The sequence below is a fragment of the Pseudomonas fluorescens genome (assembly GCF_001902145.1).
GTDB lineage: Bacteria > Pseudomonadota > Gammaproteobacteria > Pseudomonadales > Pseudomonadaceae > Aquipseudomonas > Aquipseudomonas fluorescens_BV.
Window position 1 is genome coordinate 191,864 of sequence record NZ_MRST01000025.1, and the last position, 20,279, is coordinate 212,142.

At 60.2% G+C, this 20,279-nt stretch carries 19 protein-coding genes; 7 read left to right on the top strand and 12 right to left on the bottom strand.

What is annotated here, in order from left to right:
* Positions 1 to 70: 70 nt before the first annotated feature.
* The 11 genes from BUE92_RS17430 to rpiB all read right to left on the bottom strand — a co-directional run bounded on the left by BUE92_RS17430 (position 71) and on the right by rpiB (position 11,019).
* Positions 71 to 976, bottom strand: coding sequence for a sugar kinase (locus BUE92_RS17430; RefSeq protein ID WP_073525245.1), 906 nt, complete (start codon positions 974 to 976; stop codon positions 71 to 73).
* A 128-nt stretch (positions 977 to 1,104) separates the two neighbouring features.
* Positions 1,105 to 2,313 (bottom strand): amino acid deaminase, encoded by a 1,209-nt coding sequence (locus tag BUE92_RS17435; RefSeq protein ID WP_073525246.1) that lies wholly within the window; start codon positions 2,311 to 2,313, stop codon positions 1,105 to 1,107.
* Between the two features lie 9 nt (positions 2,314 to 2,322).
* Positions 2,323 to 3,087 carry an IclR family transcriptional regulator gene (locus BUE92_RS17440; protein WP_003191821.1) on the bottom strand — a complete coding sequence of 255 codons (765 nt, stop codon included), beginning with the start codon at positions 3,085 to 3,087 and terminating at the stop codon, positions 2,323 to 2,325.
* A gap of 145 nt (positions 3,088 to 3,232) precedes the next feature.
* Positions 3,233 to 3,622, bottom strand: coding sequence for a RidA family protein (locus tag BUE92_RS17445; RefSeq protein WP_034119946.1), 390 nt, complete (start codon positions 3,620 to 3,622; stop codon positions 3,233 to 3,235).
* A 14-nt stretch (positions 3,623 to 3,636) separates the two neighbouring features.
* A complete protein-coding gene (locus BUE92_RS17450; protein ID WP_020301585.1) occupies positions 3,637 to 4,419 on the bottom strand; it encodes an amino acid ABC transporter ATP-binding protein in 783 nt (260 codons plus the stop codon).
* Entirely contained in the window at positions 4,416 to 5,078 is a 663-nt protein-coding gene (locus BUE92_RS17455; RefSeq protein ID WP_073525247.1) for an amino acid ABC transporter permease, read from the bottom strand. Before BUE92_RS17455 ends, BUE92_RS17450 begins: the two co-directional genes overlap by 4 nt.
* A 12-nt stretch (positions 5,079 to 5,090) precedes the next feature.
* Positions 5,091 to 5,753: an amino acid ABC transporter permease gene (locus BUE92_RS17460; RefSeq protein WP_073525248.1), complete on the bottom strand. Its 663-nt coding sequence runs from the start codon at positions 5,751 to 5,753 to the stop codon at positions 5,091 to 5,093.
* Positions 5,754 to 5,805: 52 nt separating this feature from the next.
* Positions 5,806 to 6,654, bottom strand: coding sequence for a transporter substrate-binding domain-containing protein (locus tag BUE92_RS17465; RefSeq protein WP_073525252.1), 849 nt, complete (start codon positions 6,652 to 6,654; stop codon positions 5,806 to 5,808).
* A 634-nt stretch (positions 6,655 to 7,288) separates the two neighbouring features.
* Positions 7,289 to 8,857, bottom strand: a complete 1,569-nt coding sequence (locus BUE92_RS17470) for a TerC family protein (RefSeq protein WP_073525254.1) — start codon at positions 8,855 to 8,857, stop codon at positions 7,289 to 7,291.
* A gap of 656 nt (positions 8,858 to 9,513) precedes the next feature.
* Entirely contained in the window at positions 9,514 to 10,494 is a 981-nt protein-coding gene (locus BUE92_RS17480) for a sugar-binding transcriptional regulator (protein WP_003191835.1), read from the bottom strand.
* Positions 10,495 to 10,557: 63 nt separating this feature from the next.
* Positions 10,558 to 11,019 carry a ribose 5-phosphate isomerase B gene (gene rpiB / locus BUE92_RS17485; RefSeq protein ID WP_073525256.1) on the bottom strand — a complete coding sequence of 154 codons (462 nt, stop codon included), beginning with the start codon at positions 11,017 to 11,019 and terminating at the stop codon, positions 10,558 to 10,560.
* A gap of 262 nt (positions 11,020 to 11,281) precedes the next feature.
* Between rpiB and BUE92_RS17490 the strand changes: the two genes are divergently transcribed.
* The 7 genes from BUE92_RS17490 to dhaL all read left to right on the top strand — a co-directional run bounded on the left by BUE92_RS17490 (position 11,282) and on the right by dhaL (position 18,615).
* A complete protein-coding gene (locus BUE92_RS17490; protein ID WP_073525257.1) occupies positions 11,282 to 12,769 on the top strand; it encodes a sugar ABC transporter ATP-binding protein in 1,488 nt (495 codons plus the stop codon).
* Positions 12,766 to 13,743, top strand: coding sequence for an ABC transporter permease (locus BUE92_RS17495; RefSeq protein ID WP_014718193.1), 978 nt, complete (start codon positions 12,766 to 12,768; stop codon positions 13,741 to 13,743). Before BUE92_RS17490 ends, BUE92_RS17495 begins: the two co-directional genes overlap by 4 nt.
* A gap of 34 nt (positions 13,744 to 13,777) precedes the next feature.
* Complete coding sequence (locus BUE92_RS17500; protein ID WP_073525258.1) at positions 13,778 to 14,785, top strand: substrate-binding domain-containing protein; 1,008 nt, start codon at positions 13,778 to 13,780, stop codon at positions 14,783 to 14,785.
* Positions 14,786 to 14,916: 131 nt separating this feature from the next.
* A complete protein-coding gene (locus BUE92_RS17505; RefSeq protein ID WP_073525261.1) occupies positions 14,917 to 15,672 on the top strand; it encodes an SDR family oxidoreductase in 756 nt (251 codons plus the stop codon).
* A gap of 27 nt (positions 15,673 to 15,699) precedes the next feature.
* A complete protein-coding gene (locus BUE92_RS17510; protein ID WP_032876099.1) occupies positions 15,700 to 16,815 on the top strand; it encodes an MDR/zinc-dependent alcohol dehydrogenase-like family protein in 1,116 nt (371 codons plus the stop codon).
* A gap of 150 nt (positions 16,816 to 16,965) precedes the next feature.
* Complete coding sequence (locus tag BUE92_RS17515; protein WP_073525264.1) at positions 16,966 to 17,967, top strand: dihydroxyacetone kinase subunit DhaK; 1,002 nt, start codon at positions 16,966 to 16,968, stop codon at positions 17,965 to 17,967.
* Positions 17,968 to 17,970: 3 nt separating this feature from the next.
* The gene (gene dhaL, locus BUE92_RS17520) at positions 17,971 to 18,615 is read left to right on the top strand and encodes a dihydroxyacetone kinase subunit DhaL (protein ID WP_073525267.1); all 645 of its coding nucleotides are present in this window, start codon (positions 17,971 to 17,973) and stop codon (positions 18,613 to 18,615) included.
* Between the two features lie 16 nt (positions 18,616 to 18,631).
* On the opposite strand, the gene BUE92_RS17525 is transcribed toward dhaL, so the two are convergent.
* Positions 18,632 to 19,957: an NAD(P)/FAD-dependent oxidoreductase gene (locus BUE92_RS17525; RefSeq protein WP_073525268.1), complete on the bottom strand. Its 1,326-nt coding sequence runs from the start codon at positions 19,955 to 19,957 to the stop codon at positions 18,632 to 18,634.
* Positions 19,958 to 20,279 lie beyond the last annotated feature (322 nt).

Sequence of the window (20,279 nt, forward strand, 5' to 3'; positions counted from 1 at the left end):
CACATTTAGCGGTGTACACCCACTCAAATGTGGGAGCCGGGCTTGCCCGCGAACCGCCGCAGGCGGCCATTCACCTCGGTATCAGAGCCCCGGGCAGCTGAATCACCCGGCTCGCCAACCGATGCCCCGCCAACGCAGCCTCTTGCGGCGATCCACCTTTGAGCCGCCCGGCCAAATACGCCGCACTGAACGAATCCCCCGCCGCCGTGGTGTCCACGACCTTTTTCACCTTCAACGCCGGCACCGCAAAGCGCTCGCCCGCGCAACGAATCAGGCATGCATCCGCTCCCCGCTTGAGCACCACTTCTGCAATCGACGGATACGCCGCAAACACCTGCTCGCTATCCTCATAGCCAAACAACGCGCGTTCGTCATCCTCGGTGAGCAAGGCAATGTCCACCTCGGCCAGCACCCTGCGATACGCCTCACGAGCCGTTTGCACATCGGCCCACAACCGGGGCCGGTAGTTGTTATCGAACACCACCTTGGCGCCGCGCTGGCGGGCTTCGATCAGAGCCTGCAGTAAGCGCTCACGCCCGATGTCCCCCAGCACCGCCAGGGTAATGCCACTGAAATACACCACGTCATAGCCCGGCAAGGCCGCCAGGACCGGCTCGGCGGCAGGCGTGGTGAAGCAGTCGCGCACGGCCGCTTCGTTGCGCCAGTAGAGGAATTTACGTTCGCCCTGGGCGTCAGTCTGGATGCAATACAAGCCCGGCAAGCGCCCAGGCAAACGCTGGACCCTGTCCAGGCCAAGGCCTTCGGCGCGCCAATGCTCACACATGGCATCGCTGAAGCTGTCATCGCCCAGGGCGGTGACGTAGTCAACGCTGCCGGCATCGCCGAGTTCACGACGCAGGTACACCGCGGTGTTCAGGGTGTCGCCGCCGAAGCTCTGGTGCAGGCTGCCGTCGGCGCGGTGTTGCAGTTCGATCATGCATTCGCCGATGAGGGCGATGCGGGGGTGGGTGTTCATGCCTTTGCTCTCTGGTGTGGCTGATGGCCCCTTCGCGAGCAAGCCCGCTCCCACAGTGAACCCTATTTCAACTGAAAAAATGCAGTCGAATGTGGGAGCGGGCTTGCTCGCGAAGGACGCGACGCGGTCTAGAAGCAGGTACGCAGAGACTCAACCACCTGCAACTGCTCATCCACCAGGCACCCCACCTGCCATTTATCAAAGGTCAGGCAAGGATGGGACGTACCAAAGGAAATGATGTCGCCAATACGCAATTCAACCCCCGGCGCCACGGTCATGAACGCATGCTGGTCCATCACCGCCGTGACCTTGCACCCGCTCACATCATCACCTTGCGCCGGCACGATCCCGGCCCTGTAGCGCTTGAGCGGCACCGGCAAACCGGCGTCGTAGGCCACATCGCGCTTGCCCAGGGCAACCACCGCAAAACCAGGCTCCGGCAGCGACTGCACATGCGCCCAGACTTCCATTGCCGGGCGCAGGCCCTCGTCGAGGTCGCTGCGGCGTTCGAGTACACAGCACTGCGCCTCTTTATAGATGCCATGGTCGTGGGCTACGTAACTGCCAGGGCGCAACACGCTGAGGAAACGGCCGGCGGCGTTCTGCGCTTCGAACGACTCGGCGATCAGGTCGTACCAGGCCGACCCCGATGCGGTGATGATCGGCTTGGGCAGGTCGAACAGGTCGCTGTCTTGCAGCTCCACCGCCAGGCTCACCAGGCTGGCGGCGAATGCGCGGATACCGCTGATGGCGTGCTCGCCGTGGATCACGCCTTCGTAACCCTCGATACCGGTGAGGGCCAATGCCGGCTGGGCCTGGATCGCCTTGGCCAGGTCGCGCACTTGCTGCTCGCTGCGACAGCCACACCGGCCACCGACCACGCCGTACTCGATCATCACGTTGAGGCGCTGGCCACGGGCGGCGAAGAACAGGCCCAGGTCGGCGACGTTGTCCGGGTGATCGACCATGCAATGGAAGTCAAAATCCTTATCGGCCAGCAGGTCCGCGATCAAGGCCATGTTCGCCGCGCCCACCAGTTGGTTGGCCATCAGCACGCGACGCACGCCGCTGGCGTAGGCGGCGCGAGTCTGCACGGCGGTCGCCAGGGTGATGCCCCAGGCACCGGCGGCGATCTGGCGCTGGAACAGCGCGGGCATCATGCTGGTCTTGCCGTGGGGCGCCAGCTCGGCACCGCTGTTGCGGACAAAGTCCTGCATCCAGCGGATGTTATGTTCCAGGGCATCACGGTGCAGCACCAGGGCCGGCAGGCTGACATCGCGAACCAAATGGGCACCGACGGCGGCGGCACCTTTTTCAACGGCGTTGAGGGCAGACATGGAAAACTCCTATTCGTTGATGCGCCGGGCCAGGCTGTTGGCACTGTCGATCAGTACCCGGCGATAGTCGTGGTAGTTTTTGCTCGCATCAGCCCGGGGGGCGACGATGCACAGGGTCGCGATGCTGATGCCCTGAGCATCGCGCACCGGGGCGGCAAAGCAGTGGGTGAAGGTGTCGGCCACACTGTCGAAGGAGAAGAACCCATCCAGGCTGGCCTGGCGGATCTGCGCCAGGAAGGTGTCCAGCGGCAGGCGCAGGCCGTCCGGCAAGATGAAATCGTCGGGATCGATCAGGTCGACAATCTGCTGATCGCTCAAATGCCCCAGCAACAAGCGCCCCGAGGCGGTCCACGGAATGGGCGCGTTTTCACCGATATCCGAAGATATACGGAAATGCCGCTGGCCCTCGCGCATCAGCGCCACCGTGTATTTGCGCCCGTTGAGCAGGCACATCTGCGCGGTTTCATGGGTCTGGCTGACGATCTCCTGCAAGGCGTGGTCGGCTTCGCGGGTCAGGTCGAAGTGGCGCAAGTGTGCCTGCCCGAGGAAATACAACTGGCGCCCCAGGTACACGTGGCCGTCCTTGCCCACGGTCTCCAGGATGCGCCGCTCCAGCAACGACGCCACCAGTTCGTAGACCGTGGATTTGGGGCTGCCAATGCCGCTGGCAATATCATTCGGGCGCAGGGGCTGGCCAATTTCCTTGAGAAAATCGAGGATATCGAACGCACGGTCCAGGCCTTTGGCGCGGCGCTTGATGGTGTCTTCGGTCATGGTGGACTCGGTCCCGAGTGGTATGAATTCTTCTGTAGGAGCGAGCTTGCTCGCGAAAAACTCCAGGGCAACGCGTTCATAAACAATATCCGCGTTATCGTTGACGATCTTCGCGAGCAAGCTCGCTCCTACAGGGTTTAAATATTCAGCCCTTTTTCTTGTAGGCCACGCAATCGATCTCGACCTTGCAATCGACCATCATATTGGCCTGAACACAGGCGCGCGCCGGGGCGTGTTCGGGGGTGAAGTACTCGCCGAACACCTTGTTGAAACTCCAGAAGTCCCGTGGGTCTTCCAACCATACGCCCACCCGCACCACATCCTTGAGTTCGTAGCCGGCTTCTTCGAGGATCGCCACCACGTTGCGCATCGTCTGGCGGGTTTGCTCGATGATGCCGCCACTGATGATTTCACCATCCACCGCAGGCACCTGGCCCGACACATAAAGCCAGCCATCGGCTTCCACGGCGCGGGCGAACGGGCGTGGCTGGCCGCCACCTGCGGTGCTGCCGGTGCCGTAACGAGTAATGCTCATAAAGTTGCTCCTTGTTAAAAACGAATGTTCTTGAGAAATTCCGCCAGGCGCGGCGACTGCGGCCGTTCGAAGATATCCTTCGCGCTGCCCTGCTCTTCAATGCGGCCCTGGTTCATGAAGACGATCTGGTCCGAGACCTCATAGGCGAAGCGCATCTCGTGGGTGACCAACAACATGGTCATGCCCTCCTCCGCCAACCCCTTGATCACGCTGAGCACTTCGCCCACCAACTCCGGGTCGAGGGCCGAGGTGACTTCGTCGAACAGCATCAGGCTGGGGTTCATGGCAATGGCCCGGGCAATGGCCACGCGCTGTTGCTGGCCGCCGGACAATTGACCGGGAAAGTGGTTGCGGCGCTCCAGCAGGCCGACGCGGTCCAACCATTTTTCGGCCAGCGCTACCGCTTCATCCTTGCCCATTTTCTTGACCTTGAGCAAGCCGAGGGTGACGTTCTGCAGCGCGGTCAGGTGCGGGAACAGGTTGAATTGCTGGAACGCCATGCCGGTCATTGCGCGGTGCTGGGCGATCACCCGCTCCGGGTGGCGTACACGCTTGCCGCCGACATCGCTGTAGCCGATGGACTCGCCATCCAAGGTGATCTGCCCGCCCTGGAACTCCTCCAGCAGGTTCACGCAGCGCAGCAAGGTGGTCTTGCCCGAGCCGCTGGAGCCGATCAACGTCACCACATTGCCGCGCTGCATGGACAGATCGACGCCCTTGAGCACTTCCACCTGGCCGTATTGTTTACGCAGGCCACGGATGTCCAGCAGCGCTGGGTTGGTTTGAGCTTGGTTCATGGCAAGGCCACCCGCTTTTCAATGTAGCGCCCGAATAATTCGATGGCGTAGTTGATGACAAAAAACAGAAACCCGGCGAACAGGTAGAACTCCAGGGTCATGAAGGTGCGCGCGATCACCTGCTGCGTGCTGAGCAGCAATTCGGCCACGCCGATCACCGACAGCAAGGTGGAGGCCTTGACGATTTCCGTAGAGGAGTTCACCCAGGTCGGCAAGATCTGCCGCAGCGCCTGGGGCAACAGCACGTAGCCCAGGGACTGATAAAACGTCAGGCCAATGGCCTTGCCCGCTTCCAATTGCCCACGGGGAATGGCCTGCAGCGCGCCGCGCACGATTTCCGACACGTGGGAGCCGCAGAACAAGGTGAGCCCGACGGCCCCAGCCTGGAATGCGGTGATGTTCCAGCCAAGGGCCGGCAGCATGTAGAAACACGCCAACACCAGCACAAACACTGGTGTGCCACGGATCAAATCCACATACAGGCGGAACGGCGCACGCATCCAGAATTTGCCGTAGGTCAGGATCAACCCGGCGACGATGCCGATCAGGGTGCCAAAGATAATCGCCAGCGCCGAGACCGCCACGCTGGCCTGGAAGCCGGCCCAGAGGGTCTCGCGGGCGATCCACAATTCATGCAGCCAACTGGGGGATTCGTACATGGAAACCCTTCCTTAACGACGGATAGCCAAACGCTGTTCCAGGTAACGGAGCAGCATGGCAATCAGGTAACAGGCAGCCACGTAGAGCGCGGTCGTGACCAGCCAGGTTTCAATCACCCGGTAGCTTTCGACGTTGATCTTGCGGGCGTAATAGGTCAGCTCCGGCACCGCGATCGCGGCGGCCAGGGAGGTGTCCTTGAACAGCGAGATGAAGTTGTTCGAAAGTGCCGGCAACACGTTGCGCAGCATCACCGGCACGGTGATGTAAGCGCGGATCCGCCACTCGCCCAAGCCGATGGCCAGGCCGGCTTCCCGCAAGCCCTTGGGAATATTCATCAGGCCTGCGCGGAATACCTCGGTGAGATAGGCGCCGGCATACAGCGACAGGGTGATGATGAACGAGGGGATCTTATCCAGCCGAATGCCCAGGGAGGGCAAGGCGAAGTAGATCAACAGGATCAGCACCAGGATCGGGGTGTTGCGCACCACGGTGACGTAAACCGAGGCAATGATACGCAACGCGCGGTGCCTGGAGAGCATGGCAAACGCCATCAACAGGCCGATCACGCAGCCGATGGCGATCGACAGCAACGCCAACTGCAAACCCAGGCCGAGCCCCGCCAGCAAGGTGTCGAAATCACGCCAGACGGCGGCAAAGTTCAACTGATAGTTCATGGTCAGCAGCACCTGAAGGGGGCGTGTTCAGGCACGCCCCTGTTGTTGCGGGTCACTTGAATTCCACGGGAAAACCAATCGCCGGTTCTGGCAGGTCCACGCCGAACCACTGTTTGAACGAGGCTTTGTAGGTGGGGAATTCCACACCGGTCATGGCTTCGTGCAGCGCGGTGTTGACGAAGTTCAGCCAGTCCTGGTCGCCCCGCTTGACCGCACAGGCGTAGGTTTGCGGGCTCCAGGCGTAGGTGGGGCTGCGGTAGCGGCCAGGGTTCTGCACCATCAGGTATTTGACCGAGGACTGGTCGGTGGCAGCAGCATCGGCGCGGCCTGAGTTCACGGCCTGGTACATCAGGTCAACGCTGTCGTACTGATCGACCTTGGCCTTGGGCAGCGCCTGGTGCACCAACTCTTCGGCATACACGTTCTGCAGCACGGCCACGGTGACGTCATCGCCCCCCGCTTGCAGGTCTTCGATTTCCTTGTACTTGCTGTTGTTGGGCAACAGCAGGCCGACGCCTTCACGGTAGTACGGCAGGGTAAAGGCCACCTGCTGCGCACGGCTGGCGGTAACAGTGATGAACTGGCAACTCATGTCGACCTTGTCGGTGAGCAGGTTGGGAATGCGTGCGTCGGACGACTGCACCACAAACTCCACCTTGCTCGGGTCATTGAACAAACCTTTAGCCACGATGCGGCCGATGTCGATATCAAACCCCTGCAACTTGCCGTCCGCTCCCTGGAAGTGCCACGGCGCATTGGTACTGCCTGTACCTACGATCAAATGCCCACGCTTGAGCACATCATCGAGCTTGCTGTCCGCCGCCTGCACAACGCTGGCGAGGGAAGCCGATGCAGCGACGAGAAAAACACACGCTTTGAATACGGAAGGTCGGTGATGCATGACAAGCACTCCAGGGATTGTGTATTCCGCTATACCGGAACTTGGTATGTAACAACGGAATAGACAGCAGAAAGTGTGCCATAGGCGCTGGAGGAAAAATATGCAGGAGCGAAATTCGTTTTGGATCAACGAGATAAGTACTGAAGAGGTAAACGGCATTGCGCCGTTAGCGTGCGGCTTTGCTACGCAACGCCCCACAACGGTGTTACTGCGCACTTAAACAGATCGCCAAAACGTGACGGGCACCTGTGAAGGTTGACAGTAGACGGTGGCGCCCCACCGGCTTAGCGTTGGCAAGAACCAACACGGCCGGGGGAGATCGACATGGGAGTCGCCACACGCAGAATTTCCAGCGCCAGCGAGTTTGGATGGGTACTGAACACGCCACGCCCAGTGTTTATTCTGTTTTTTTCAGAGCACTGCCCCGCTTGCGCGCAGGCATGCCACTTATTCGAACAGAGCGCGTGGAAGCATCCCTGGATCGTCAGCCTGTTACTCGACTGCGCCCATACGCCGAGGCACCCTGACGTAACAGGCACCCCGACGCTGCTGATCTACCTGAAGGGAGCCGTTGTAGAACAACACAAAGGCTTTGGCCCCCTGGAGGAACAAGAGCAGTACGTAAAAGACATCTTCAGCCGTTATGACCTGAGCAAGGGCGCAAGTGCACTTGTGTCACCCGACGCTCCTCCACTTCAGCGACCGTTAAACGCCAGCCTTCGTGCTCCAGGCTATCGCCCACCACCGGCAGGCGGTCGAGCAGGCTCATCACCAAACCCGCCAAGGTTTGATAATCCTCAGTCGCTACAGCCTTGAAGCCCGTGCGCTGACGCACCAGGTTGAGGTTCAAGGCACCATTGGCACGAAAACCATCGCCGTCCTCGACAATGTCCGGCCCTTCGATTTCGCTGGCATCGGGCAATTCACCGGCGATGGATTCCAGAATGTCCGTCATGCTCAACACCCCCATGAAGTCGCCGAATTCGTTGATCACGAAGGCGATATGGGTAGACTCCTGGCGCATCTGTTCCAAGGCGTTGAGGATCGAAAAACTCTCCAGCAGGTTGATTGCCCGACGCGCCAGGTGTTCCAGGTTCGGCTCGTTGCCGCCCAGGTATTCCTTGAGCAACTCCTTCTTGTGCACAAAGCCCAGGGGCTCATCCACCGCACCGTTACGGATCAACGGCAGACGCGAGTAGGACGAGTGCATCAGTTTCAGACGGATCGTCTCGGGGTCGTCCGCCAGGTCGATGCAATCAACCTTGGCCCTTGGCGTCATCAGGGTGCGAATCGGCCGCTCGGCCAGTTGCAGCACACCGCTGATCATCACCCGTTCGCGCCGGTCAAACAGCGGACCCTGCGCAGCATCCGGCTCGCCCAGCAGGTCAGCCACGTCTTCACCCACCTCTTCCACCGCCAGGCTGCGGCCGCCCAACAAGCGCATCACCGCATGGGCGGTACGCTCACGCACCGGTAACACACCCTGTGCCGATTTCTTGCGACGGGCTCGGGCGATCTGGTTGAACACCTCGATCAGAATCGAGAAACCAATGGCCGCATACAGGTAGCCCTTGGGAATATGGAAACCCAGGCCTTCGGCGGTCAGGGCAAAACCGATCATCATCAAAAAGCCCAGGCACAGCATGATCACGGTCGGGTGCGCATTGACGAAACGGGTCAGCGGCTTGCTCGCCACGATCATCAGGCCGATGGACACGATCACGGCGATCATCATCACCGCCAGTTCGTCGACCATGCCCACGGCGGTAATTACCGCGTCGAGGGAGAACACCGCATCCAGCACCACGATCTGCGCGACGATCGGCCAGAACATCGCGTAAGCCACACTGCCCTTGTGTTGCGCCACATGGCCTTCAAGGCGTTCATGCAATTCCATGGTGGCCTTGAACAACAGGAATACACCACCAAACAGCATGATCAGGTCACGGCCGGAGAAGCTCTTGTCGAACACCTCGAACAGCGGCTGGGTCAGGGTCACCAACCAGGAAATACTCGCCAACAGGCCCAGGCGCATCAGCAGCGCCAGGGATAAACCGATCAAGCGTGCACGGTCACGCTGCTCCGGCGGCAACTTGTCCGCCAGGATCGCGATAAACACCAGGTTGTCGATACCCAGCACCAGTTCCAGCACAATCAAGGTCGCAAGGCCGAGCCAGGCCGTTGGATCCGCTAACCATTCCATTTATAAAGTCTCTGTAGTCGGGGGTTCAGAATGCCGGGCACGGCAAAGCGCGGTCAGTAGGCCGGGACAAGGTTAGCAGTCGGAATACGGGGTGCTTCAGGGGGAACAGCGACAGCGGTTGTCTTGGGGAAAGACGACTGGGAGGCTCCGAGAGGGTGTTCATGCAAGTCCTGAAATGCCAAAAGGACTTGAATCCTACATTCGAAATATAAACTTCTCACAACGCAAAACTATTACAAAACCTGTAGATCCCTATCAGAAGCACAGCAACTCTTGTGGGAGCTGGCTTGCCTGCGATGGCGGCCTGACAGCCGACACTGTTATACCGAGTACATATCCATTCCTGCGGTAACGGCCACTTAGGGTTCCGCTTTTACAGCGGCTCACTTTTGAACAGCGCAAAAGTAAGCAAAACGCTCTTGCCCCACCACTCGGCACCTCGCTTAGGCTCGGTGTGGTTTAACGGGGCGCCTGAGATCAAAAGCAGATCAAAAGCGGCTCGCTTCGCATCGTGGTTACCGTCGATCACTTCACAGTTGTGTAGATACCTATGCTGCGATGCAGGCACCTCGGTGCATCAGGTAGACCGGGTCGATGCAATCGCAGGCAAGCCAGCTCCCACAGAAAGCCTGCCCGCCTGCCAGATAGAAGACTCATCAGGTTTTACGAGTGGCATCGTCCAGCGCCAGGATGGTGTGGGCATTGGTGACGGTGGTCGCCAGCGTATTGATCACCCCCGAGCGCAACGCCCCCAAGGTCGCCGCCGCCTTGGTGTTCTCACTGGCAATCGCCACCACATCCGGGATGCGAAACAGCTCCTGCACCGTCAACCCGATCACGCGCCCCTGAATGGCGTTGACCGCCGGCTGGCCGTGAATGTCGATAAAGTCATAGCCCATCATGTCGCCCACGGTGCCAGACAACCGCGCCTGGGCGATTTCCTGGGGCGAGAACCAGCCCATACGCACCATGTTGCTGTTCTCGCTCATGTCGCCGATGCCGATCAGGGCAATATCGGCACGGCGGGCACGGTCAAGGGTCGAACGCACCGTGTCGTTGTTGATCAGCACCCCGCGCAGTTCCGGGTTGGCCACCAGCGCCGGAGCATACAGACTTTCACTCTCGCCCCCAAAGCGCAGGGCCAGGCGCCGGCAGATGTGGTCAGGGTTCATGTATTCACCAGCCTTGAGCGAGCCGCCGATGGCACACACGAAAGTGCAGTTGCGGGTTACCGGCAGAAACACGTTATCGGCCACCGCGCCGACGTTACGCCCCATGCCCACGGCAACGATCATGCCGTCGCCCAGGGTCTTGTTGAGGTAGTTGGCCACCAGGCTGGCGACTGCCGAGCGCTGGGTGTCGGGGTCGCTGTGGTCGACCGCGATCAAGGCGCGGTCGAGCTTGAAGCGTTCCACCAGCGCACGCTCCAGCTCGTTGTTCATCGCCGGGTGCTGCAACACGCGCACCTCGACGATCCCTTCATCCCGAGCACGCTTGAGCAGGCGGCTGACTTTTGCCCGCGACAGGTCAAAGCGCTTGGCAATGGCCTCCTGAGTGACGTTCTCAAGGTAATAGAGCATCGCCACTTCGGTCATCTGATCGATATCACTGGCCATGCGCTGGGTACTGTCACTCATGGGGACGGGCTTCCGTTTCGGCGTCAAAGGCGCATTCTCCCGACTCTTGCCCCGCGCCGTCCACTACTGATGCCCATCGCGCTCGATCGCATTGATGCGCTCGACCTTGGCCCCGGACCGCTCCGCTTCGAACTCCGAGCTCAAAAACGCACTGACGATGCTTTTGGCCAACTCCGCACCGATGACCCGCGCTCCAATGGAGAGGATTTGCGCATCGTTGCTCTTGCGCGCCCGCTCCGCCGAATAGGTGTCATGGGCCTGGGCCGCACGGATGCCCAGCACCTTGTTGGCCGAGATGGCCATGCCTATTCCGGTGCCGCATACCAGTACGCCGAGGCGCTGTTGCCCGGCATTGATGGCGGTGGCCACGGCCAGGGCGATGTCCGGATACAGCACCGGCGCCGTTGAATGCGTACCGAAGTCGGTCACCGGGTACCCCAACGCCTCGATATGGCGCTTCAACAGCTCTTTAAGCTCAAAACCTGCTTCATCACATCCGATAGCCACCGGGAAAGGTGTGTTCATGGTGCCAAACTCCACTGATCAAATGATCACTTAGTGAAATATCTATCACTCATTTCTCAAGCATTCACCCCGTCCTGTCAAGCAAGATTTAGCTGACCCGCCAGTCAAAGCCTTATATAAAGGCAGTCGCCCGCTTTCAGATGAGAATCACACCTTTTAAGTGAAAGAGATTGACTGATCAGAATTTCATTTGATACACATATGATCACAGCGAAACATGACTGTGCGACCTAATAAGAATTCACAGCACGAGGACACGCCGATGGCCACGCCATTACTGCTCCAGGCTGAACACGTCGCCAAGGCTTACGCCGGGGTGCCAGCCCTGCGTGACGGGCGCCTTTCTCTGCGCGCCGGCAGCGTCCACGCCCTGTGCGGCGGCAACGGTGCCGGCAAGTCGACCTTCCTGAGCATCCTGATGGGCATCACCCAGCGTGACGCCGGCAGCATTCTGCTCAACGGCGCACCGGTGCAGTTCAATCGCCCGAGTGAAGCCTTGGCCTCGGGGATCGCGATGATCACCCAGGAGCTCGAACCCATCCCCTACATGACCGTCGCCGAAAACATCTGGTTGGGCCGCGAACCGCGCCGCGCCGGCTGCATCGTCGACAGCAAGGCCCTCAACCGCCGCACCCGCGAACTGCTCGAAAACCTAGAGTTCGATGTCGACGCCACCAGCCCCATGCACCGCCTGAGCGTGGCGCAGATGCAATTGGTGGAAATCGCCAAGGCGTTCAGCCATGACTGCCAGGTGATGATCATGGACGAGCCCACCTCGGCCATCGGCGAGCGCGAGGCCGAAACCCTGTTCAAGGCCATTCGCCGCCTTACCGCACGCGGTGCCGGTATCGTGTACGTGTCCCATCGACTGAGCGAACTGGCGCAGATCGCCGATGACTACAGCATCTTCCGTGATGGCGCCTTTGTCGAAAGCGGGCGCATGGCCGATATCGACCGCGACCACCTGGTGCGCGGCATTGTCGGCCAGGAACTGACGCGCATCGACCACAAGGTGGGCCGCGAATGCGCGGCCAGCACCTGCCTGCAGGTCGACAACCTGAGCCGCAACGGCGAGTTCCACGACATCAGCCTGCAACTGCGCCGTGGCGAGATCCTCGGCATTTATGGGCTGATGGGCTCCGGGCGCAGTGAATTCCTCAATTGCATCTACGGCCTGACCGTAGCGGATTCCGGCAGGGTTACCTTGCAAGGCAAGCCCATGCCCATCGGGCAGCCCAAGGCGACCATCGACGCCGGCATGTCGCTGGTTACCGAAGACCGCAAGGACAGCGGCCTGGTGTTGACCGGCAGCATCCTGTCGAACATTGCACTGTCGGCCTATAAGCGCTTGTCGAGTTGGTCGCTGATCAACGCACGTAAAGAAGCGCAACTGGCCGAGGAGATGGTCAAGCGCCTGCAGATCAAGACCAGTTCCCTGGAGCTGCCGGTGGCATCAATGAGCGGCGGTAACCAGCAAAAGGTGGTGCTCGCCAAATGCCTGTCCACCGAGCCGGTATGCCTGCTCTGCGATGAACCCACCCGCGGCATCGACGAAGGCGCCAAACAGGAGATCTACCACCTGCTCGACCAGTTTGTGCGCGCCGGCGGCGCAGCCATTGTGGTGTCGTCGGAAGCACCGGAACTGCTGCACTTGAGCGACCGCATCGCCGTCTTCAAAGGCGGCCGGCTGGTCACTATCAGCACCGACACCGCCCTTTCCCAGGAAGCCTTGTTGAGTCTTGCCTCATGAATGCCAAAACCATCGTTGCTCCCGTTACCGCCGCGCCGCGCAACCGCCTGCGCCTGTCCCTCGACCGCTTCGGCCTGCCGCTGGTGTTTATCCTGCTGTGCGTGGTGATGGCGTTTTCCAGCGAATACTTCATGACCTGGCGCAACTGGATGGACATCCTGCGCCAAACCTCCATCAACGGCATTCTCGCCGTGGGCATGACCTACGTGATCCTGACCAAGGGCATCGACCTGTCGGTGGGGTCGATCCTGGCGTTCGCCGGCTTGTGCAGCGCCATGGTCGCCACCCAGGGTTACGGCCTGTTGGCGGCGGTCAGCGCGGGGATGTTTGCCGGCGCGATGCTCGGGGTGGTCAATGGTTTCATGATTGCCAACCTATCGATCCCGCCGTTCGTGGCCACCCTTGGCATGCTCAGCATCGCCCGGGGCATGACCTTTATCCTCAACGACGGCAGCCCGATCACCGACTTGCCCGACGCCTACCTGGCCTTGGGCATCGGCAAGGTCGGCCCGGTGGGCGTGCCGATCATCATCTTCGCCGTGGTCGCGCTTATTTTCTGGATGGTGCTGCGCTACACCACCTACGGCCGCTATGTGTACGCGGTGGGCGGCAACGAAAAAAGCGCGCGCACCTCCGGTATTGGCGTGCGCAAGGTGATGTTCTCGGTGTACGTGGTCTCGGGCCTGCTCGCCGGGTTGGCCGGCGTGGTGCTGTCGGCACGCACCACCTCTGCCCTGCCCCAGGCCGGGGTTTCCTATGAGCTGGACGCGATTGCCGCAGTGGTGATCGGTGGCACCAGTTTGTCCGGCGGTACCGGCAGCATTGTCGGCACCTTGTTCGGGGCACTGTTGATCGGCGTGATCAACAACGGCCTGAACCTGCTCGGCGTGTCCTCCTATTACCAGCAGGTCGCCAAGGGCCTGATCATCGTGTTTGCAGTACTGATCGACGTGTGGCGCAAGAAGAAACGCTGAAGAACGACCCATAACAATAACTGGAGTTCTACTTATGAAACTGGGTACCACCCTGGCCGCCGCGGCGGCCCTCTCCCTGCTCGCCAGCAGTATCGCCCTGGCCGCCGACGGCAAGACCTACAAGATCGGCGCGGCCGTCTATGGCCTCAAGGGCCAGTTCATGCAGAACTGGGTCCGCGAGCTCAAGGAACACCCGGCCGTCAAGGACGGCACCGTGCAGTTGACCGTGTTCGACGGCAACTACGACGCCCTGACCCAGAACAACCAGATCGAAAACATGGTGACCCAACGCTACGACGCGATTCTGTTCGTGCCGATTGATACCAAGGCCGGCGTCGGTACCGTCAAGGCCGCCATGAGCAACGACGTGGTGGTCATCGCCTCCAATACGAAAGTAGCCGATGCCAGCGTGCCGTATGTGGGTAACGACGACGTGGAAGGCGGCCGCCTGCAGGCCCAGGCCATGGTCGACAAGCTCAATGGCAAGGGCAACGTGGTGATCATCCAGGGCCCGATTGGCCAGTCGGCCCAGATCGACCGGGAAAAAGGCGAGCTGGAAGTGCTGGGCAAACACCCGGACATCAAGATCATCGAAAAGAAAACCGCCAACTGGGACCGCGCCCAGGCCATGACGCTCACCGAAGATTGGCTCAACGCCCACCCCAAGGGCATCAATGGCGTGATCGCCCAGAACGACGACATGGCCCTGGGCGCCGTGCAGGCGCTGAAGTCCCATGGTCTCACCGCCAAGGATGTGCCCGTTACCTCTATCGACGGCATGCCGGATGCGATCCAGGCGGCAAAAAAGGACGAAGTCACCACTTTCCTCCAGGATGCCCAGGCCCAGTCCCAAGGCGCGCTGGACGTAGCGTTGCGTGCCCTGGCCGGCAAGGACTACAAGCCACAATCGGTGATTTGGGAGCGCTATGCCAAGGACGTGAAATGGGATGACGGCACGGCCAAGAACTACATCCTTCCTTGGGTGCCGGTGACCAATGCCAATGCGGATGCGCTGTACAAGCAAGTCAGCGGCGGTAAGTAAATCCACCTCACCTGTAGGAGCGAGCTTGCTCGCGAAAAACTCAAGGACGTCGCGCGCAGTCAGGCTACCCGCGTCATCGTTGACGCTCTTCGCGAGCAAGCTCGCTCCTACATTAATCAATGGAGTTATTCATGTCTGGTTTCTGGAACCAAGCCTTCGACCTCAGCGGCCGTTGCGCGGTGATCACCGGTGGCGCCGCCGGTATCGGCCTGGCCTGCGCCACCTTGCTGGCGGAGCGCGGTGCCCGCGTGGCGCTGCTGGACCGCGACCAGGCCGTGGTCGACGTGGCGGCCGGCCTGGGTGCCGAGCACCTGGGCATTGCCGTCGACCTCGGGAGGATCGACCAGATACAACCGACCGTCGACAACGTATTCGCGCACTTCCAACGCCTGGATTACCTGATCAACAGCGCAGGCGTGGTGCTGCTGGACAAAGCCATCGCGGTCAGCGAAAGCGCCTGGGACACCACCCTGGACATCAACCTCAAGGCCAGCTTTTTCATGGCCCAGGCCTGTGCCAGACATATGCTTGCCCAAGGCAGCGGGCGCATCGTCAACCTGGCGTCCCAGGCCGCCGTGATTGGCCTGGACCGTCACGTCGCCTACTGCGCCAGCAAGGCGGCGATTGTAGGGATGACCAAGGTATTGGCCATGGAGTGGGCGCCGCAGATCAACGTCAATGCCATCTCCCCCACCATCGTCGAAACCGCCCTGGGCAAAAAAGCCTGGGCCGGCGAGGTGGGTGAGCGAGCCAAATTGCAGATCCCGGCGGGGCGCTTTGCCCAGCCGGAAGAAATCGCCGGGCTGGCGCTGTACCTGCTCAGTGATGCCGCACAGATGATCACCGGTGCCAACATGGTGATCGACGGCGGCTACAGCATTCAGTAATTCATCGTTATGTCGTGAGGTTTTGTCATGTCCACCGTCACCGAACGCACACCTGAACAACTCGCCCCGAGCATCCCGAAAACCATGCAGGCCGTGGTCTGCCACGGCCCGGAAGACTACCGCCTGGAAACCGTCGACGTGCCCACGCCCGGCCCCGACGAGATCCTCACCAAGGTCGAGCTGTGCGGCATTTGCATGGGCGATATCAAGACCTATCGCGGCGCGCCGTCGTTCTGGGGCGATGCCGAGCAACCGCGCTACGTGAAGCCGCCGATGATCCCCGGGCATGAGTTCGTGTGCCGCGTGGTCGCCCTTGGCCCTGGCGCCGAGAAGCGCGGCGTGGCCGTGGGTGACCGGGTGATCTCCGAGCAGATCGTGCCATGCTGGGGGTGCCGCTTCTGTAACCACGGCCAATACTGGATGTGCCAGAAGCACGACCTGTATGGCTTCCAGAACAACGTGCAGGGCGCCATGGCGCAATACATGATCTTCACCAAGGAAGGCATCATCCACAAAGTGCCGGAATCCATCGCCCCCGATGAAGCAATCCTGATCGAGCCGCTGGCCTGCTCGCTGCACGCGGCGGAACGTGCCAACGTCGACCATGACGACATTGTGGTGGTCGCCGGTGCCGGCACCCTGGGCCTGGGCATCATCGGCGCGGTGCGGTTGCGCAACCCGAAAAAGCTCATCGTGCTGGACATGAAACCCGAACGCGCCGCCCTTGCCCTGCGCATGGGCGCCGACGAAGTGTGGAACCCGGCCGAAGTCGATGTGCTGGCGAAAATTCGCGAGATTACCGATGGCTATGGCTGCGACATTTATATCGAAGCCACCGGGCACCACAAGGCGGTGAACCAGGGCCTGGCGATGCTGCGCAAGCTGGGACGCTTTGTCGAATTCAGTGTATTCAATGACGAGGCCACGGTGGATTGGTCGATCATCGGCGACCGCAAGGAGCTGGATATCCTCGGCTCGCACCTGGGCCCGTATATGTACCCAAGGGCCATCGACTTTATCGGCAACCGCAAGATCGACATGCGCGACGTGGTGACCCACAAGTTTGCGCTGGCGGATTTCAAGGAAGCGTTTGCAGTGATGGAACGCGGCGATAAATCGCTCAAAGTTGTGCTCGAACCCTGAACGTTTACCCAACCGCTTTTACTGTAGGAGCGAGCTTGCTCGCGAAGAACTCAAGGCCGCCACGTTGAATCAGACAGCCCGCGTCATCGTTGACGTTTTTCGCGAGCAAGCTCGCTCCTACAGTTAATAAAAACAACAGGAACCCGCGTTATGAATCGAGTCATCAACGATCCCGACCAAGTGGTCGAAGACATGCTGCGCGGCATCCTGGTCGCGCACCCCGAACTGCGCCAGTACGAAAGCAACCCACGGGTCATCGTCAAGGCCAGGCCGTCCGCCAAGGGCCGCGTCGGCATTGTCACCGGCGGCGGCTCCGGGCACGAGCCGGCGTTCCTCGGCTATGTTGGCCCAGGCCTGGTGGATGCGGTGGCCGTCGGCGAGATTTTTTCCTCGCCCACCGCCAAGAGCTTTTTCGATGCCTTCCGCGCCGCCGACCACGGTGCAGGTGTTGCGTGCCTGTATGGCAACTACGCGGGCGACAACATGAACGTGAAGCTGGCGATGAAAATGGCCGCCAGCAAAGACATGCGCATCCGCACCGTAGTCGCCAACGACGACGTGGCCTCCGCACCCAAGGCCGATATTGCCAAGCGTCGCGGCGTGGCCGGGGAGATCTTCATGTGGAAGATCGGCGGTGCCGCCGCTGCCCAGCATTACGACCTGGACGGCGTGATTCGGGTGGCGCAGAAAACCGTCGACCACTGCCGCTCGATTGGTATCGGCCTTACGCCCTGCACGATCGCCGCGGTGGGCAAGCCGAACTTCCAGATTCCCGACGGCCAGATGGAGCTGGGTATCGGCCATCATGGCGAACCGGGCATCGAAGTCATCCCGATTGAACCGGCCGCCGCCATGGCCGAGCGCATGCTGGCGCCGATCCTCGCCGACCGCGATTTCAGCCAGGACGACAGCGTGGTGGTGCTGGTCTCAGGCCTGGGCGCCACCCCGGTGATGGAGTTGTATATTTTCTACGCCGAGGTTGAAAAACAGCTCAAGGCCAAAGGTTTGAAGATTCACCGTTGCTACGTGGGCAACTACTTCACGTCCCTGGAGATGATGGGCGTGACCTTGACCCTGCTTGGCCTCGACGCTGAGCTGAAAACCTTGATCGACCAACCCTGCCGCTCCATCGGCATGACCCAGGCGGAGTGAATCATGAGCCAGCATTTTTCTACCCATGACGGTAGCGCCATTGTCGCCGACCTGGTCAGCGTCATCGTGGCCAACCGGGAGTACCTCAGCGAAGTCGACGGCGCCATCGGCGATGGCGACCATGGCATCAACATGGCCAAGGGCTTTGCCCATTGCGGCCGCACGATCGAAGGTCGCCAACTGACCCTGGCCGAAGCCCTGGACGAGCTGACCCTGAGCCTGATGGAAGGCATCGGCGGCTCCATGGGCCCGTTGTATGGCAGCCTGTTTATCGGCATGGCCGACGAAGTGCGCGGCAGTGAAGACATCGACGCCGCCACCTTCGCCCACCTGCTGCGCGGCGGCTTGACCTCATTGCAGGACATCACCGAAGCGGGGGTGGGCGACAAGTGCTTGATGGATACATTGATTCCGGCGGTGGAAGCCTTTGAACGGGCGCATGCAGCGGCGCGTTCTTTCAGCGATGCACTCGATGCGATGAAAACCGCCGCCTCTCAAGGGCGAGATTCGACCAAGGACCTGGTGGCCAAGATTGGCCGGGCCAGCCGCCTGGGAGAGCGTTCGCTTGGGGTGTTGGATGCGGGGGCGGTGTCGTGCTGCCTGATCCTCACGCAGTTGGCGGACTCCATTGAGCCCCGTCTAACCTGACCATCAAATAAGCCACTCAAGACGACAACATTTTGTGAGGCCGAAGAAAACTGACCATTCGCGCCGACAGCATGGCCAGTCGGGCGAGGTCACGTTTATGCAGATAGCGGGTAGGAAAGGCATTGTGCTTGAACTGAGTCAACTTCATGAAGTCGTGGTTGATTCGCAAAAAGTCATCGCTAATGGCTTTCCCTGTCCGGATGGTTTGTACCAGCCCATGCCCGTTCCAACCGTATGCGGTATACACCGGCACGGGTGCTGTGGACTTACGGAATATCGGCAAACCTGAACGGGTAATGTCAAATTCTTCGGCCCAAAAGAACTCAGGCCGTAGATCATCACGATGAGGGAATACTTCGCACATCCTCTGTTGCAGGCGCTTGATAATCATCTCGTTAGTCAATCGATGGCTGGTACCCAGTGCGCCAAACAGCAAGCGATCGTGCTCATAGGGGCGAAAATAATCGATCTGCAGCCGCGTGTCATAGACGGGCATGCCCGTCGGCAGTAATGAGCGAATACCGCCTTCGATCGGCGGTGTTGCCGCTAGATAGGAGTGCAATGAGAGGGTCATTGCATCTTCCTGCGACTGAAGCAAACTGGTATCCGCATGCACGGCTAACACGACAGCCTTGCGTGCCACGATGCTGGCGTCGACACCCATTACCTCTGTTCCATTCGATACCGCGCGCAAAGACAACACCGGACTGTTTTCATAAGCCTTGCCTCCCCCTTGCAGAAAAGCGCGCAGGAGACCACGTATCAGTTTCTGCGGGTGGATTTGCCCGCCGAGATTATCCAGCAGTGCTCCGTGATAAATCGGCGAATGAAGATGGGATTGCAACTCGTGGGGGTCCAGAATATGGGCGCCGTGCTCACCCAACAGGTGACGGGCAGCCAACTCGTCCGTCAGTACGCGGACATGGGCTGGATGCATCGCTGCCGTCAGGTGTCCATGCTGGCGATCAGCAAGAATTCGATGGGTATCAAGCAAGTTATCCAACAGCTCAATTGCCTCCTGTGAGGAAAACCGCCATAGCCAGCGGGCGTCCTCCCGAGGCAGGGCACAGAGCATTTTCTGAGCCTTCCAACGGGCCATGCCTGGCGTCACCTGGCCACCATTACGCCCGGAAGCACGCCCTCCGATCTGGGCTTTTTCCAGCAATACGGTTTCGACGCCAAAAGAGGACAAATGTAACGCTGTAGACAAGCCCAGCAACCCTCCTCCGACTACAACGACATCTGCGCTAACCGGATCGTGCAGCTTTGGCATTTCGTGCAAGTCAGATAATCCAAGAGGGTAGATACAAGCATCAACCTGGCCTGGCAATGGAAGATCCATCAAGTTGCCCTACTTTTTCCTTACAAAGCAAAAGCATGCGGCAAGACAACTACTTTGGTTTTGCCATACGTAGTGCTTGGTCAAGGGTTGACGAGGCAGTGTTGGCATCGCCGGAACAGGGCATGCTTTTCACCAGTTCGATCCACTCGAAACCAAAAGGAAGGGGTACCGATGCTGCTCGTATGCTCGCTGTCCAGCTGCGATGCATTTGAGTAATAACGCGTTGATACTGACATTCAATGCCAGTGATCAAAAGGGACACCTTCCTTGGCCTGAGTCCGATCCGCTAGTGATAGAACATAGCCTAGATTGCAAGCGATAC

Excerpts from the sequence above, each read along its gene's own strand:
- BUE92_RS17430 (WP_073525245.1), bottom strand. The coding sequence starts at position 976 with ATGAACACCCACCCCCGCATCGCCCTCATCGGCGAATGCATGATCGAA.
- BUE92_RS17435 (WP_073525246.1), bottom strand. The coding sequence starts at position 2,313 with ATGTCTGCCCTCAACGCCGTTGAAAAAGGTGCCGCCGCCGTCGGTGCC.
- BUE92_RS17440 (WP_003191821.1), bottom strand. The coding sequence starts at position 3,087 with ATGACCGAAGACACCATCAAGCGCCGCGCCAAAGGCCTGGACCGTGCG.
- BUE92_RS17445 (WP_034119946.1), bottom strand. The coding sequence starts at position 3,622 with ATGAGCATTACTCGTTACGGCACCGGCAGCACCGCAGGTGGCGGCCAG.
- BUE92_RS17450 (WP_020301585.1), bottom strand. The coding sequence starts at position 4,419 with ATGAACCAAGCTCAAACCAACCCAGCGCTGCTGGACATCCGTGGCCTG.
- BUE92_RS17455 (WP_073525247.1), bottom strand. The coding sequence starts at position 5,078 with ATGTACGAATCCCCCAGTTGGCTGCATGAATTGTGGATCGCCCGCGAG.
- BUE92_RS17460 (WP_073525248.1), bottom strand. The coding sequence starts at position 5,753 with ATGAACTATCAGTTGAACTTTGCCGCCGTCTGGCGTGATTTCGACACC.
- BUE92_RS17465 (WP_073525252.1), bottom strand. The coding sequence starts at position 6,654 with ATGCATCACCGACCTTCCGTATTCAAAGCGTGTGTTTTTCTCGTCGCT.
- BUE92_RS17470 (WP_073525254.1), bottom strand. The coding sequence starts at position 8,857 with ATGGAATGGTTAGCGGATCCAACGGCCTGGCTCGGCCTTGCGACCTTG.
- BUE92_RS17480 (WP_003191835.1), bottom strand. The coding sequence starts at position 10,494 with ATGAGTGACAGTACCCAGCGCATGGCCAGTGATATCGATCAGATGACC.
- rpiB (WP_073525256.1), bottom strand. The coding sequence starts at position 11,019 with ATGAACACACCTTTCCCGGTGGCTATCGGATGTGATGAAGCAGGTTTT.
- BUE92_RS17490 (WP_073525257.1), top strand. The coding sequence starts at position 11,282 with ATGGCCACGCCATTACTGCTCCAGGCTGAACACGTCGCCAAGGCTTAC.
- BUE92_RS17495 (WP_014718193.1), top strand. The coding sequence starts at position 12,766 with ATGAATGCCAAAACCATCGTTGCTCCCGTTACCGCCGCGCCGCGCAAC.
- BUE92_RS17500 (WP_073525258.1), top strand. The coding sequence starts at position 13,778 with ATGAAACTGGGTACCACCCTGGCCGCCGCGGCGGCCCTCTCCCTGCTC.
- BUE92_RS17505 (WP_073525261.1), top strand. The coding sequence starts at position 14,917 with ATGTCTGGTTTCTGGAACCAAGCCTTCGACCTCAGCGGCCGTTGCGCG.
- BUE92_RS17510 (WP_032876099.1), top strand. The coding sequence starts at position 15,700 with ATGTCCACCGTCACCGAACGCACACCTGAACAACTCGCCCCGAGCATC.
- BUE92_RS17515 (WP_073525264.1), top strand. The coding sequence starts at position 16,966 with ATGAATCGAGTCATCAACGATCCCGACCAAGTGGTCGAAGACATGCTG.
- dhaL (WP_073525267.1), top strand. The coding sequence starts at position 17,971 with ATGAGCCAGCATTTTTCTACCCATGACGGTAGCGCCATTGTCGCCGAC.
- BUE92_RS17525 (WP_073525268.1), bottom strand. The coding sequence starts at position 19,957 with ATGGATCTTCCATTGCCAGGCCAGGTTGATGCTTGTATCTACCCTCTT.